The sequence below is a fragment of the Sellimonas caecigallum genome (genome assembly GCF_019754295.1).
Classification (GTDB): domain Bacteria; phylum Bacillota; class Clostridia; order Lachnospirales; family Lachnospiraceae; genus Sellimonas; species Sellimonas caecigallum.
Window position 1 is genome coordinate 33,463 of the sequence record NZ_VIRV01000007.1, and the last position, 15,337, is coordinate 48,799.

Annotated in this window: 16 protein-coding genes and 1 pseudogene; all 17 read left to right on the forward strand. The window is 41.9% G+C overall.

The genetic code is table 11. The features are described from left to right. Positions 1 to 21 precede the first annotated feature (21 nt). The 17 genes and pseudogenes from FLB61_RS06350 to FLB61_RS06430 all read left to right on the forward strand — a co-directional run bounded on the left by FLB61_RS06350 (position 22) and on the right by FLB61_RS06430 (position 15,316). A complete protein-coding gene (locus tag FLB61_RS06350; protein ID WP_246599140.1) occupies positions 22 to 888 on the forward strand; it encodes an ATP-binding protein in 867 nt (288 codons plus the stop codon). Positions 889 to 1,075: 187 nt separating this feature from the next. After that, positions 1,076 to 1,864 carry a hypothetical protein gene (locus FLB61_RS06355; RefSeq protein ID WP_221919693.1) on the forward strand — a complete coding sequence of 263 codons (789 nt, stop codon included), beginning with the start codon at positions 1,076 to 1,078 and terminating at the stop codon, positions 1,862 to 1,864. Beyond that, positions 1,851 to 2,381, forward strand: a pseudogene (locus tag FLB61_RS06360) (VirB4-like conjugal transfer ATPase, CD1110 family); the annotation flags it as partial. The gene FLB61_RS06355 and the pseudogene FLB61_RS06360, both read left to right, overlap by 14 nt. Positions 2,382 to 2,423: 42 nt before the next feature. After that, positions 2,424 to 2,831 (forward strand): type II toxin-antitoxin system RelE/ParE family toxin, encoded by a 408-nt coding sequence (locus tag FLB61_RS06365; protein ID WP_221919694.1) that lies wholly within the window; start codon positions 2,424 to 2,426, stop codon positions 2,829 to 2,831. Beyond that, a complete protein-coding gene (locus tag FLB61_RS06370; RefSeq protein ID WP_204907369.1) occupies positions 2,824 to 3,903 on the forward strand; it encodes a HigA family addiction module antitoxin in 1,080 nt (359 codons plus the stop codon). The genes FLB61_RS06365 and FLB61_RS06370 overlap by 8 nt, the downstream gene beginning before the upstream one ends. An 89-nt stretch (positions 3,904 to 3,992) precedes the next feature. Further along, on the forward strand, positions 3,993 to 4,148 hold the full coding sequence (locus tag FLB61_RS06375; protein ID WP_221919695.1) for a hypothetical protein: 156 nt from the start codon (positions 3,993 to 3,995) through the stop codon (positions 4,146 to 4,148). 80 nt (positions 4,149 to 4,228) lie between these two features. Further along, the gene (locus FLB61_RS06380; protein WP_221919696.1) at positions 4,229 to 4,540 is read left to right on the forward strand and encodes a CD1107 family mobile element protein; all 312 of its coding nucleotides are present in this window, start codon (positions 4,229 to 4,231) and stop codon (positions 4,538 to 4,540) included. A gap of 213 nt (positions 4,541 to 4,753) precedes the next feature. Continuing rightward, positions 4,754 to 5,002 carry a hypothetical protein gene (locus FLB61_RS06385; RefSeq protein WP_221919740.1) on the forward strand — a complete coding sequence of 83 codons (249 nt, stop codon included), beginning with the start codon at positions 4,754 to 4,756 and terminating at the stop codon, positions 5,000 to 5,002. 359 nt (positions 5,003 to 5,361) lie between these two features. Then, a complete protein-coding gene (locus tag FLB61_RS13010) occupies positions 5,362 to 5,637 on the forward strand; it encodes a hypothetical protein (RefSeq protein ID WP_246599141.1) in 276 nt (91 codons plus the stop codon). A 350-nt stretch (positions 5,638 to 5,987) separates the two neighbouring features. Next, positions 5,988 to 6,479 carry a hypothetical protein gene (locus FLB61_RS06395; protein ID WP_221919697.1) on the forward strand — a complete coding sequence of 164 codons (492 nt, stop codon included), beginning with the start codon at positions 5,988 to 5,990 and terminating at the stop codon, positions 6,477 to 6,479. 68 nt (positions 6,480 to 6,547) lie between these two features. Continuing rightward, complete coding sequence (locus FLB61_RS06400) at positions 6,548 to 8,278, forward strand: ABC transporter ATP-binding protein (protein ID WP_221919698.1); 1,731 nt, start codon at positions 6,548 to 6,550, stop codon at positions 8,276 to 8,278. Then, entirely contained in the window at positions 8,275 to 9,993 is a 1,719-nt protein-coding gene (locus FLB61_RS06405; protein WP_221919699.1) for an ABC transporter ATP-binding protein, read from the forward strand. Before FLB61_RS06400 ends, FLB61_RS06405 begins: the two co-directional genes overlap by 4 nt. An 18-nt stretch (positions 9,994 to 10,011) precedes the next feature. Further along, positions 10,012 to 10,497 (forward strand): YecH family metal-binding protein, encoded by a 486-nt coding sequence (locus tag FLB61_RS06410; RefSeq protein ID WP_221919700.1) that lies wholly within the window; start codon positions 10,012 to 10,014, stop codon positions 10,495 to 10,497. Positions 10,498 to 10,500: 3 nt separating this feature from the next. Then, positions 10,501 to 11,265, forward strand: a complete 765-nt coding sequence (locus tag FLB61_RS06415) for a LytR/AlgR family response regulator transcription factor (RefSeq protein ID WP_221919701.1) — start codon at positions 10,501 to 10,503, stop codon at positions 11,263 to 11,265. Positions 11,266 to 11,275: 10 nt separating this feature from the next. Beyond that, positions 11,276 to 12,211, forward strand: coding sequence for a trigger factor (locus tag FLB61_RS06420; protein WP_087253401.1), 936 nt, complete (start codon positions 11,276 to 11,278; stop codon positions 12,209 to 12,211). Further along, entirely contained in the window at positions 12,212 to 12,526 is a 315-nt protein-coding gene (locus FLB61_RS06425) for a thioredoxin family protein (protein ID WP_087167680.1), read from the forward strand. Between the two features lie 12 nt (positions 12,527 to 12,538). Further along, positions 12,539 to 15,316 carry an insulinase family protein gene (locus tag FLB61_RS06430; protein WP_221919702.1) on the forward strand — a complete coding sequence of 926 codons (2,778 nt, stop codon included), beginning with the start codon at positions 12,539 to 12,541 and terminating at the stop codon, positions 15,314 to 15,316. Positions 15,317 to 15,337: the final 21 nt, after the last annotated feature.

Consider the following 15,337-nt stretch of genomic DNA (forward strand, 5'->3'; position numbering starts at 1 on the left):
TTATTTGGAAAAATCAGAAATTTGACGTATCGTTATATGCCAAATCAGCTTACGCTGTTTCCAACGGAAACGAAGCAATATGATATGTGGCTTCTCAGGGAGTTGTTGAATAATTGTATCGCTCATTCAGAATATACATATGGGGGTAGAATATATTTAAATGAGTATGAAGACAGGATTGTTCTAGCGAATCCAGGATCATTTCTGCCTGGTAAGATCGAACCAGTGCTGGATCCAGGATACAACCCGCCGTTTTACAGGAATCAGCTTCTGGCGGAAACTATGGTAAAACTCAACATGATTGATTCGCAGTCCACTGGAATCAGAAGGGTGTTCCGGATTCAAAAAGAACGATATTTCCCGCTTCCTGATTATGATTTGTCTAATAGACAGCAGGTAAAAGTATGTGTATATGGAAAGATTCTTGATGAGAATTATTCTCAGATACTATTCAAAAATCCTGATTTTGATCTTGAAACTGTATTTTTGATTGACTGTGTTCAGAAAGGAATTAAGATTGATAAGTCGGCAGTAAAGTATTTAAGGAAATTAAAAGTTATAGAAGGGAAAATGCCTAATATTTTTCTATCCGCTGCTATATCAGAAACCCTCGGTGAGAAAACCCAATACGTGAAAAATAAGGCATTTGATGATCAATATTACAAAGATTTAATCGTGAAATATCTTGAACAGTATGGAAAAGCAAAGAAAAAGGATATACGCATCTTGCTCTGGGACAAGCTTCCCGAAGTGATGACAGATAAACAGAAAGAAGATAAGATACGAAATTTACTTTCTGCCTTGCGCAAAAAAAATATTATTACTACAGACTCAAAAAACCAACAAAGATCTTCTTGGATTTTAGTATCTCAGCTTAAACAAGAATAACACTATTTACACAAGGTTTTACACAAGAATTTAAGCAAGAAATAACTAAAACACCGTAAAATCAAGGATTAGAAGAGACTGATAAAAACACAAAAATTTTATCAGGAATCGTTTCTATGAAGCGGGAACTCTTGGTACATCCAATCCGAAAGAAGTTACCTTCAAAGGTGTCATGAGACTTCAGGACATGGATATCAATGAGGGATATACATTCCATACCGGTTTGAAAGGTGTGTGGCTTAATAAACTTACACATGTTGTAAAGACAGGAACAAACACATGGAAAGGTACCTGGGAGAATGGAAATACCGGAAATAATGTGGAGCGTGAGTATCTATGGGTCGAGGTAGAAGGAACACCAAGTAATCCGCTTAAGATTACTTACTGGGGTAATGCAACTCATGGATCCGGAATCAACTACTATGGCTCTTCTGTTACCTACAAGCTTGTAGAAAACAATAAGAATGCACTTCCAAAAGATGCAAAACCTGCAGTCGGTACGCATTGTGCCACTTATGCCACTTATAACCTTATGAAAGCAGATGAATTCAAACGCTATCAGTTCAGTGGCTGGTACAACGATGCTGCTCTTAAGGATAAGGCCAAAGATACTATCATGTTATCTTCTGACATGACCTTCTATGGTACTTACATTAAGGTAGCAGGTATCATTGAAACGGAGGTTGTAAATGGTAAGATTACTCCTTCCGATGACTGCTTTGATTATGGCGGTGATAAGAAGATTGAGTACAGCCCTAACGAAGGATACCTTTTAAAATCTGTAACTGTTGATGGTAAAGAGGTGGATCCAGCAAAGAATCCTGCCGAATATATATTTACTAATGTCCAGGATGATCATAAGATCAAAGTCGTATATGAGAAGCCTTCCATGGATAAGGAAGTAAATATCAAAGACAGCGATTGCATTGATAATTACGAGGATGGCGAAGTAATAGATGGTTATCATCTGTTTTGATATTAAGGATCTTGGTAAGCAGCTTAAAAAATTAGGTATGCTGATTGTTCAGGATCAGGTTTGGAACAGAGTAACCATTAACCGTAACACCCACAAATCGACCAGATACTACATCGATGAGTTCCATCTACTTCTGAAGGAAGAGCAGACGGCAGCTTACTTCGTTGAGATCTGGAAGAGATTCCGTAAATGGGGAGGTATTCCTACTGGTATCACACAGAATATTAAGGACTTACTTGCCAGCCGAGAGATTGAGAATATCTTTGAGAACAGCGATTTTATCCTGATGCTCAACCAGGCTGCAGGTGACAGACAGATCCTTGCAAAGCAGCTTAATATCTCACCTTATCAGTTATCCTATGTAACCAACAGTGGTGAAGGTGAAGGACTTTTGTTCTATGGAAGCACTATCATTCCGTTCAAGGATAAGTTCGATAAGACATTGAAGCTTTACTCACTCATGACTACTAAGCCGGAGGAGGTTGAAGCCAGAAAGCAGAAGGAAATGGAAGAATAATTGTGAAAAGAGTGTGTGAATTATTGACTAGAGCCTCTCCTGATGGTATATTTAGATTACCCAACGGGTAATTTAAAAAGTAGGGCAAACGTGCAGCTACTATACAATAACAGCAAAGTTCAGAAACAATGTACCGATTTAAAAACTGCAAAAAAGTTGTTTGGCGGGAATGCTGCATTAGCAACCAGCCTATTTGCCCGAATAAATGCTATGCAGCAGGCGAGTGTAATTAAGGATATAGTAATGATGCCGACGTTTCATTTTCATAAGTTGAGTGGCAATATGGATGGATTTTTTGCTATAGATGTAAAAACGAGAAGAGATCCATGGCGTATTATTATTCAGCCATTAGATGAGAATGAAGAACCTTATGATCCTTGTAATATTGATGAAATTGCTGGTGTGGTTAGAATTGTTGAAGTAAAGGAGGTAAGTAACCATTATGAGTAATTATATTGAATATAATGATAAGATTGCTTTTCATCCTGGATACTATATCAAAGAAATCATTGAAGAAAGTGGACTTTCTCAGAAAGATTTTGCAAAACGATTAGATACCACGCCAAAGAATTTAAGTATTCTGGTACGTGGGGAGCAAAGCTTATCAATCGATATAGCCATGAAATTATCTCGAATGTTAGGGACTAGTGTTGACTACTGGCTGAATCTTCAGAAGAGCTATGACGCTTTGATTGCTGAGTTTGAATCATCCAAGGAATTAGAGCAGGAAAGAAGAATTTTCAAGTACTTTCAGTACACATATTTCAGAGAGAATTTTGGATTGCCTGATCTTCCGAGAAAAACAAATGAGCAGATTAAGTGCCTACGTGAATTTTTAAATGTTGCATCATTATCTGTTTTTACAAAGCAAAATATGGCAGTTAGTTTCCGAAGTGCATCTGAGGATATGAAAGAGGCTAATACTGCCAGAGCAAATGCAATGGTTCAGATCGCAATTAATCAGGCACTGAAGATAGAAGCACCTAAGTTTGACAAAAAGAAGTTTGAAAAAGCTGTTGATTATGCATTGACATTAACAACACAGCATGGTGATTTTTATCCACTGATTAGGAAGGCCTTTGAAGATGCGGGAGTAATATTCGTAATACTTCCAAATCTTCCGGGTTCAGGAATAAATGGTGCAACCAAGAAGATTGGGCAGAATGTAATGCTGATGGTGAATGACAGACGTTTCTATTCAGATACATTTTGGTTTACTCTGTTCCATGAGATTGGCCATATTATTAATGGTGATTATGGAATTACGTTTGAAAATGAGCACGCTGGCCAGGAGGATGCAGCAGATAAATATGCGGAAGACAAATTGATTCCTCCGGGAGAATATGAGGCTTTCGTTAAAATGAATGAGTTTAGCGAAAATGCTATCCGCAGATTTGCTGAAAGAATTGACAGAGATCCGGGTATTGTCCTTGGCCGCTTGCAAAATGATCAGATTGTTCCATTTACAAATGTTGTACTGTCAAAAGCATTAAAACACAAATACAAAGTAATAACATCATAAAGAAGTATGTAACTTGAGGTCGTCTACCGTTATCCACGATAGATGGCCTTATTTTTTTATCCATTTGGGGAGAAAGGAAGTGAAAGCGATTGGAGGAATTTAAGGCGAAAAGCCATGCGGTCAAAAAGATGACCCGAAAGGGACTTGTGGAAACAGATTCCAGAGAAGGGATAGTGAAGGAAACTGCGGAAGCAAAGTCCGATGGAAGGCGCATCAATGAGGCTGACTTTCAGTTAGAACGTTAAGGCGCCCAGTCCAGGGCTGATCCCGTAGATGATAAGCCGGTATCGGATGCTGCCTCGCGAAGAAAAAAGCAGATGGTATCGTGACAAAGAACAATCAGACATTTTACGTGATCATCGACCGAAGCAGTACAACTGATAACGTGTACATGCTTTCAAACATCGATGAGGATGACCTTCAGGAATTCCTGAAAGAAGCATCGGCAGATAAGGAAGAGGAAAAACCTGCAGTTATCCTTCCAGAAAAGACAGTGACGGAGGATGAGCCTGCAGCACCTGAGACCGAGAGCGATAAAAAGGAGACTGAAAGTGACCAGGCAAAGAATGCAGGCATGGGTCTGATCCTTGTTGCAGCGGTTGGTGCTCTCGCAGCAGCTTATTATTTTAAGATCTAGGTATATATCTTATGAGGAAACATGGAATTGCGGAAATGGTCTTGGTATCATTAGGTATATTCCTGGTTTTATGTATGATATTCCAGTAAATTATAAAAAAAGTATAAAAAACAGAAGAATTTTCCAATCTGAAAGAAATGCAGACTATTACTCTTATGAAAGGGTATCGTCTGCATTTCATTTTCACGAAGAGAATGAAAGGAGCGTAAGCGAATGAAAGAAAAGTTATTTGACCGGTCAGAGGCAGTCGCGGCATTGAACCGTGTAGAGGGATTTAACCCGATGGAGCTGGCAAGTACACTTACTAAGGAGGGACAGGAGGATCAACTTTCTGCAAGAGCATTTTGGGACAGATTTCTTCTTAATCGTTCTTCTTTTACCGCATCTCCTAATAATTTCTTAGCCATCATTTGTATCACCTCACTTAGTTCTTATATTTTGCATGAGATATGCACTATATGAAATGCGTTAAGATACCTGTTTTCGCGTATTATATTGCGTGTTTGATGTGTAACAGGCAGGAAAACAAGGAATGTAGGTTTATATATGGCAGGAAAGGAAAATGTGCAGTAAGTAGTTTGTTAAAAAAATCGTAACCGCATGGTGGATGCATGAGACTCGTACACATGCAGTATATGCTGTGCCGATATTTCATATAGCACATGAGATCCAGTTGTTTTTTAATGCTGTCAGACTGGTAATATGCCGGTTTGGCAGTATTTTTTATGTAGAAATAGAGTCTTCCATGGAGTTCCATTGCCGATCTCCACCCTTAGAAATCTTTGAAACAAATTGATTTTGAAGATTTTGGAGGGAAAAATATGAATGAATATGATTATACAGGAGATAAAACAAAGAATTACTTTACTGCATATCTGCAGAAATGTATCCGGTGGAAGATGTGGAATTATCTGAAGAAAAAAGAAAAGATTGGCAGAACGGAAAGACCTTTAGAAGAATCTTTAGAGGATTTTAGTTCTTCAATAGACGAAATGCTGGAATTGCGTTATAAAGAAGCCATTCTTTCAAGAGAATGGAAGGACGATATCCAGTATGGAATGAATTATCAGATCAAAGGCTTACAAAAGCCCTACTGATGCTTCGGGAGGATGAAAGGTGTTTCATTTATCAACATGTTTTTTAGGAAAGAACTTTTAAAGAGATAAGCTGCCTAAACGGAGTTAAAGAAGATAAAGTAAAAAGTATCTACTATTATGCTATTCATAAAATCCGTAAATGGATGGGAGGTGACTGATGATGGAATTTGAAATAGAAACATTAAAATGTATACAGCGCTTTAAACAATAGAAGTAGTGGGATGAGAGATAAAAAGACACTATGAGCGAAATTGGGGACAGAATAGGATAATCTTATTGTTAAACTGCTGATTTTGTTGTAAAAATAAAGTAACCTAATTGTAAAATTTATATAAAAGGAGATTGAAAAGATGGAAACGAAAAAGATGAAGAAGACTGCGGCAGTTATCATTGCGACAGCAATCGTATGTGGAATGATGGCGGGATGTACGCCGAAAGAAGAAAAAATTGAAGTGAATACCTCCACTTCTCCGTACGAAGATTTGGTGGATTATTTTGAGCAGGAAGGATTCATTTCGGAGGACTGCGAACCGGTTGATATCAATGAAACAACAGGATATCTCACAGACAATACGAACGGAGAGTTTACTGAGACGAAAGTGGCGGATAAAGCATATGATTATGAGGGACTCTGGCTGTTCTGGTGGGATCAGGAAAACAAGACAGACTTATATGGAAACTATGAGTCTATGGCTGCTAACCAGGGAACGATAGTCCTTGCCGGAGGCGCCGCGGTTCTTGAGACGGAAGCGGTAAACGGAGCTTATGCGATTGCATTTTCAGAGGACTATGAAAAGAAACAGGACGCAGTCAAAGCGTTCGAAACGCTGGAAAACAAATAGCAGCTTAAATATAACTGTGAAAGTACGAAAGCAGAAGCTCTGAAATTAAGAAAAGGCAGGGAAACAATATGGAACGGGTTTTTGGAAAAGACAGGGGCAGCATGGGACGCTTCTTCCGCATGCTGCAGAAGGCAAGACTTCCTTATCTGTGCATTCTTGCATATATTGCCATTACAGCGCTTCTTACCAACGTAGGAATCAGCGTAACGGAATACACGGCCGAATTATTTGCCGGGAATGTGAATTTTGGTACTGTGGTTCTTCCGTTTTTGGCGTTTACATTATTATCTCAGCTGATCAATTCGGTCAGCAAGATTATGAGTAACTTGTGTGTTGCGCGAATTGACCGTAATATCAGGAAAATGATCTGGAGTAAGACCGTCAGGCTGCCGCTTCGATATTACGAAAAAAATAAGCCCAAAGAAATGATTTCCCGTATTACAACGGATATCACGGCAATCAGTCAGTTAATCATGCAAGTATTTGTTGCGATTCTCACTTCCGCATATACGCTGGTCATTACGCTGGGAAAAATCGGATCCTACGACCAGAAGCTGATGATTGCTCTGATCGCGGTTCTTCCGCTGAATTTAGTCATTGCATTCGTCATGGGAAAGATGAAGTTCGGAGTGCTGGATCTGGTAAATCAAAAAAATGCAGAGCTGACACAGACGATTGCAGAAAAAACCAATAATCTTCTTCTCGTCAAATCTTACGGAAAAGAAGAAAAGGAGTTTCAGACAGGGCAGGAGAAGATGAACGGGTTCTATAAAAGTTCGATTCTGAATGCGTGGCTGGGATTCGCAACTCCGATGTATGCGTTAGTGGGCGCTATGCAGTTTATTGTGATCGTGATGGTAGGCCGAAGCTTTTATTCATCCGGCGCATTGACTCTTACCCAATGGATTGCCTATTATGGATTCGCGGTGAACATCGTTAATCAGCTCAGCGCATACTGTGTATATTGGACAACCTTCAAGGGTTCCCAGGGAGCGACCAGAAGAGTAGCTCAGATTATGGAAGAAATGGAAGAAGACGTAGAAGCCGGCGAGCATGTGGAACGTCTCAGCGGCGATATTGAATTAAAAGAGGTTGATTTTTCTTATGAAGAGAAACTTATATTCGATAAACTCAATCTGAAGATCCCTGCAGGGCGCGTGACGGCGCTTATCGGACCGTCAGGAAGCGGAAAGACGACCCTTCTGAATCTGGTGGAGCGTATGTATCCGGTTTCGGGAGGTAAGATTTTATTTGGGGGCGAAGATACCGCGCGGTATTCGCTCAAGAGCTTCCGAAGCGAGATCTCATACGTAACACAGGAAAGTACATTGTTTGCAGGAACGCTCCGCGACAATATCCTGTTCGGAATTAAGAGAGAAGTCACGGATGAAGAACTGGAAAAAGCATGTACGGACGCAGAAATCATGGATTTTATCAGGGAACAGCCGGAGGGCTTCCAGACGGATGTAGGCGAGCAGGGCGACAAACTTTCCGGCGGACAGAAACAGCGGATTGCTTTTGCGAGGGCGCTTCTAAAACAATCGGATTATCTGTTTATGGATGAGGCGACCGCGGCTATGGACATCCGGGGAAAAGATCAGGTATGGAAGAGTGTGAAACGGCATATGGAAGGTAAAACCGTGCTTATGGTTGCCCACGACAGACAGACCGTACAGAAAGCAGATTATATCATAGTAATGCATAACGGAAGGATTATCTGTCAGGGAGAACCGGAGGAAGTATATGCCGAGAATACATATTACCGAGAATTAATAGGAAGTGAGGGACAGGGCAGATGAAAAACAACAAACATGTAATATCGTTTTTTCTGAACTTTTACAGAAGGCTTTCGATCCCCTGGTGGCTCTACCTGATTGCATTCGGAAGCGGCGTGGTTTATGCCGAGATCGGAATGAGAGTATCGGAGTATCTGGTCCGTGTGAACAAGGGGGAACTATATAATTCTGTTATTTTAGGCTATGTGTTTTTTACGATTTTTAATGCGTTGCTGGGATTTTTGCGGCCGCTTGTGGAAGAGTATGCCAATCAAAAAGTGATCCTGCGGGTAAGGCTTTCGATGTGGAGGAAGATCCTGCATCTTCCGATGGATCAGTTCGGAAAGGAACAGCCGTCCTCGCTGGTGTCGGCCGTTACGAACGACGTAACTCAGGCAACTCTGGTGATCAGCGGAATATTCTCAGGAGCTGCGTCGTTATTCGGATTTGTCCGCGCCTGTATGATCTTGTATCAATACAATTCGCCTCTCGCAGCATACCTTTTGATCTGCATACCGGTTGCGGTGGCAATGTTTATCATCGTCGGCAAGCTGCAGTTTACCATAATGAAAAAGCGCTATGCGGCGTTGAATGAAATGACCACATTTTTCTCCGAACACCTGTCGGCCGGGAAATATGTAAAAGCGCAGGTAATGGAAGAAAAAGAGCTGGAAAGCGGATATGCGGCAATTGATTCACGGTATAAGGCAGATATATACTATGCTTTCATGGAGCAGATTCAGGTTCTGACCAATTCCCTCTACTCCCTTCTTACGACTGTCGTAATGGCAGTGGGCGGTTCCAGATTGATTAACGCCGGGAAAATGGAAGCCACAGGGATTAATATGTTCAGCACCTATATGACGCAGGTGAATCTCTATATGGCGGAGCTTTTGACGGTGTGGCAGAACGTGATGGGCTCGAAAGGCGCGCTTGTCCATGTCGGGGATATTCTTGATATGGAAGAGGAGCATACGGAAAAAGGCAATTCCTGGACAGAATCCGAGAACAGAGATATTGTGTTCAAAAACGTGAACTTTGGATATGGGAGCGAAAAAGAAATCCTTCACGACTTTTCCGTTTGCATTCCGGGAGGAAAGACGACGGCTGTGATCGGTGATAACGGTTCCGGAAAATCTACGGTCATGAAACTGATACAGGGATTCTACCAGCCTGATTCGGGAGAAATATGGGTTGGAGGAAACAGGATAAGCGAAACGAGTCCCCGGGAATGTCATAAAAAATTTGGCTATGTACTCCAGAACAATCCGCTGATGTCAGGTACAATCCGGGATAACATTCTGTATGGTGCAGAGGGAGAAACGACGGAGAAAGAGATGAAAAAAGCAGCGGAAGAAGCCAGAGCGGATTCTTTTATAGATGCGCTTCCCAACGGATATGATACAACTCTTGGAGAGGCAGGAAACCGTTTGTCAAGCGGTCAGAAACAGAGAATAGCCATTGCCAGGGCATTGATTGCGAAGCCGGATTATCTGATTCTTGACGAGGCAGGGGCGAGTCTGGATCATGACACGTATATGAAAATCTATCATAGTATCAGGAAAAAGATGGAAGGCAATACGATTGTTTTCATTGCCCATGATATGCGCGAGATTGCAGAAGCAGACTATCTGGTTGTTATGTGTCACGGACGCCTTGAAGCCTGCGGAACCCATGAAGAAGTATTTGCCGTAAGCAGGACTTATCAGGAATATCTGCAGTCCGCTGAGGCATCTTAAAAGAAAGAAGGAATGATTATGAAGAAATTTACGATTGTGTCTTCCCTGCTTTTCGTGTTACTGTTTTGTGGGATGGTGGGATATGTGGCGTTGTCCGAAGACTTTATGCCTCCAAAGGAGGAAGAAGCGGCTGTGCCTGAAGAAGAGGATAAAGAAATGCCTGTCTGGAATAAGACAGTGGATGAACTTGTCTCATTTCTGGAGGAGAAGGGGCTGATCCATGCGGACACGAAAGTGACGCTTAGTGCGGAAGGCCTGTGTACGCTCGCGCTAAAGTATGACGGAGCCGAAATATACTGGTGGGATCTGGAAAATCTGGATCCGGAATCTGACGAGTATCAGGCATATGAGAGTCTCAGGACAAAAGGCGAAATCAATTTATATGGAGCCGGTACGATTATTATGCCGAAGAAAAATGGTCCTTTTGCACTTTTATTAACCTATTATGAAGGCGATGTGCAGGCGTTAGAAAAAGCGTTTGCAGAATTTGGTCAGGAGAATTGATTGATGAAAATGAAGCTTGTTCTGGTAGAAAATGATGAAACATTGTGTACAGAACTGAAAGAATTACTGGCGTTTTATAATGTATTTGACATTGTGCATACCTTTGACGGAATCAATGAAGCCAATAAATATATCTGTCTGAACGATGTGGACGCGGTGTTTATCAACATAAAAACAGGAAATCCAAGATATAGCGGGGACGGCTCCTTTCTGGCATACAATCTGTCCCAGATAAAGCCGGATGTCTTGGTGGTGTTGTATTCAGAAGAAAAGTTAGAGGCAGGGCAGGTATTTGACTGCTGCTGCGATGAATATTTTCGGCTTCCGTTCGATAACCGTGTGCTTCAGCGTGTGGTTAAGCGGCTGCAGTATTTGTTTGAGCTGCTCCAATACAAACGGTTATCCGTGAACCGTTCTATGATGATCAAGACGAGAAACGGGTATCAGCTCGTGAATATTGATAAGGTTCTTTTTATCGAACGGACGGACCGAAAGAACAAGATGGTGATGGTGGACGGAAAAGAGATGGTCCTTGCCGGATATTCCATGAATGAATTGGAACAGATTCTGGAAGGTTATAATTTTTACCGGTGCTATCAGTCATTTATCGTGAATCTTTCCAAAGTATCTTATGTTCGGGCGGATAATGAATCGAAAAATTTTGCGCTGATTTTCGACGGATATGCAGGGGAAGTTATGGTGAGTCGCGAGAAATATAAGGAAGTACTCCAACTGCTAAAAAGTAAATATGCGAAGCTTACGCTTTAGGAGGAGAAAGATGAAGTCAAAAGTTTTATCGTTTGTCGAATATGATCAGGTGGATATCAGTATGTACAAGAAAGTATTCAAGCTTGATGAGAAGGCGTACAAGAAAGAAATAGATTTTATAAAAAACAAGAACAGCACATGGGAAGAAGCGGGGGAAGTTACGGACGGAGCACTTATTGTATGCGATATGGAATCGGCAAATCCGTTTTTTAACAGAGAGAACGTGAAAATTATGGTAGGACAGGGGTTCTTTCACAAGAAGCTGGAAACGATGTGCATCGGGCTGAAAAAAGGGACGGCCGGTGAGCTGGACGTCGACGGAGAGAAAGTGACTGTAACGGTTCGTTCCATTCAGCAAAAAAAGATTCCTGTGATCACGGACGGGATGATAGAAGCTCTTGGAATTGAAGGAGTGAGCAATATAGAACAATATGAGGCTCGTCTGATCCGGGAACAGAAAAAGAAGATTGCAAAAAACGAGGGATACGAAGCAGTCCAATATGTGATAGACAAAGTTTTTGAGGCCAGTACGTTTGATCTTAAGAAGGCGGACTGGAAAGAAATGACAGATCATGAAATTAAGAGATTGAAGACAATTTCCAAAGAACAGGGGTTGAATCTGGAAACCATGACGCCAGAGGAATTTGAAGGAAAGATGCCGTTCTCAAGCTATTATGAATTATTCGCAAGCGTGCAGAACGATTCATGGGACAGACTCTGCGGCTACCTTCTGGGGCGGGAATACGCAGAAAAAAGCGGCGTTGGATATACGATGGAGCAATACCGGGACGATATAGATGAGTACGTGAAATTCTGGCATGAAACGAAAGAAAATGCAGAAAAAATCAATACTTATGAATATTCGGAAATTTTATTTTATGTAAATTATTATTACAATAAGGTAAAAGAATATGTGACAGAGAATTTTTTTAAGGAGGAAAAGTAGATGGCAATTCAATATGCGGATGATGAGAGTTTTAAGGAACAGATTAAGGAAGGATTTGTGATCGTGGATTTCTTTTCCACAACGTGCGTACCCTGTAAAGCCTTTTCACGTATTTTAGAAGAGTTAGACGCGGAACTTCCGTTTATCCATATCGTCAAAGTGAATACTACAGATTATCCGAAGCTTGCCAAAGAGAATCGTATTTTTGCTGTTCCAACCGTTCAATTCTACAAAGACGGTGAAAAGAAGTATGAAAACGTAGGTGTGATGGAAGTGGAAGAGATAAAAAAGAAGATCACAGAATTCATGTATTAAGAGGGAATGGATATGGAAATCGGGGAAAAAATCTATGGATTTGAAGTTAAAGAAAAGAAGTATGTGCGGGAGGTTGAGGGAGATATTATTCAGATGGAGCACCTGTCAACCGGGGCGCAAGTTATCGTCATAGACAATCAGGACGTTAAAAAGAGCTTTTTGATTGGATTTCGGACCATACCAAAGGACAGCACGGGAGTTTTTCATATTCTGGAGCATTCTGTGCTGAACGGTTCCCGCAAATATCCGGATAAAGATACGTTCGTCAATCTGATGAAACATTCCATGGCAGAATTCGTAAATGCAATTACGTATCCGGATCATACAGTATATCCCTTTTGTACAGAGAATGAAAAGGATTTTATGAATCTGGCGGATGTTTATTTAAACGCGGTATTTTGTCCGAATGTTCTTACGGATAAAGAGATCTTTGAACAGGAGGGTTGGCATTTTCAGTGCGAAGACGGAAAAACTCCGGAGATTAATGGCGTTGTCTATAATGAGATGAAGGGTGTTTTCTCATCCCTGGACAACATATTAGAGGATGAAATATCTAAAGCAATGTTTCCGGAAACGGCTTACCGTTTTGTATCCGGAGGATTTCCGGATACGATTCCTGCTCTATCTTATGAGGAATTTCTGGAATATTACAGGACGTTTTATAATGCGTCCAACTGCTGTATTGTTCTATATGGAAGAATCAATACGGAACAACTGTTTGAGTATATTGATAAAGCTTATCTGGGAAAAATGAAACGCTCAGAACCTGCGAAGCCGGTCATGAGACAGAAACCTGTAAAGGGAATCCGAAAAAAGCTGTATGACAAGGATAAGTTCGGTGATCAGGGGGTGTTTGCGTCATGCACCTATAGTCTGGGAGATTTTGACAACCGGGAACGTATGAATGCAGTCTATATCCTTATGCAGGCGATTATGGGGGAAGACGAAGCACCGATGAAAAAAGGGCTTATTCAGAGTCTTGGAATCCCGGAAATTCAGTATTTTATTATGGATGGTATCAGACAACCCTATCTTGCCATTAAAATAAAGAATACGGACAAAGAAACTGCCGGCCAGTTGAAAACGGTTATCAAGGAACAGGCGGACAGACTTTGCAGAGAAGGAATCAAAGAAGAAGTATTGATTTCGGCAATTAACCGTCTGGAATTTTGGATGAGGGAAAAAGGCGGAAACCAGCCGGAGGGAATAGAATGTGTACTGGATATTGCCGGAGGATGGGCACAGGGAACCGGACCTTGCGAGATGATAGAATTTGAAGAAACATACAGAAAGATGAGGACCCTTGTAAAGGAAAGATACTTTGAAGCACTTCTAAGAGAAACCTTCCTGGAAAATGATTATGAGGCAGAGGTTTTTCTGGAACCTCTTGAAAAGGTCGAAGAGAAGAAGCAAAAAGAAGAGACAGAAGATCTGCCGGCGCTGTCTGTGGATGACCTGTTTCAAAAGAAAGAGGAGCCGCTTACAAGGGTAGAGGAAGAGGAGGGGATTACATATCTGAAGCAGGAGATCCCTTCAAAAGGAGTGGCATATCAAAGCTGCTATTTTGATATCAGTGAGCTGGAACCGGAGAAAGTTCCTTATGCGAAGCTGTTTTCCGAACTTCTGGGCAGTCTTCCTACGAGAACGCACAGCCTGGAAGAATTAGTGATTGAGAAGAACATGTGGCTTGGAAATGCAAGGGCTTATCTGGAAGCGTACACCAATGCAGATGATATCCGGCATGTCAGGCTTAAATTTGTGATGGATATCAGCTGTCTGGAACAGAATCTTCCAAGAGCGGTAAAACTGGGGGAAGAGCTGTTGTATGATACCATTCTGGAGCAACCGGAGATCATTCTGAAAAGGATCAGGCAGAGCCGGATGGAACTGGAGAGGGGATTTGTTACCAGCGGAAACAGTTATGCCGCCGGCCGCGCGGCCGCGCACTATATGCCGGAAGGAGCGGCAAGGGAACGCTGTAACGGAATTCTCTATTATCAGTTCTTAGGAAAGCTTCTGAAGAACTTTGACGCGGATCAGGGGCAGATTATCCGGGAACTTAAGGAGATTCAGGAGAAGCTTTGCCGTAAGTCCGATCTGGTGATGAGTTTTACAGGCACAGAGAAAGCTTACGCCGATTTCCGCCAGTTGACCGCAGCTTCCAGGTTCTGCGGCAGTGCAAGGGAAAGGGAGCCCGGATGGTATCAGGACAATTTGCTTCCAGGGAAATCAGAGGCATTTATCATTCCGTCAGAGGTATCCTATGTTGCGCTTGGAGGAATCGGAGAATATACCGGTGAGGATTATCTTCTTGGCAGAATGGTGAGCTTCGATTATCTGTGGGCAAAGATCCGCGCTGAAGGAGGGGCTTACGGCTGCCAGATGTCTGTATTCCCCAATCAAAGCTGGACCATGAGTTCCTATCGAGATCCGAACGTAAAAAGGACGATAGAAGCCTTCCGCAGTGCTTCAAGGTGGCTGAAAGATCTTGAATTAGGAGAGCAGGAGCTTCTGAATTATAAGATTGGCGCAGTTGCCGGATATGACCGGACTCCCAAAACATATGTACAGGCAAAACGAATGGATTCCTGGTATCTGCGGCAGGAAGAGCCGCAGGTCAGGGCAAAGGTCAGGGAAGGGTTGTTAAAGGCGTCGGAAGAAGACTTGAAAAACAGGCGTCAGGCAATGGAGCGCTTTGCAGGAGAGGGAACCGTCTGCGTTCTTGGAAACAGAGCGAGGATCGAAGAGGCGGCCGGCCAATTTGATAATGTAACGGTACTGATGGAGTAAATATAAGAAGAAACGATAAAG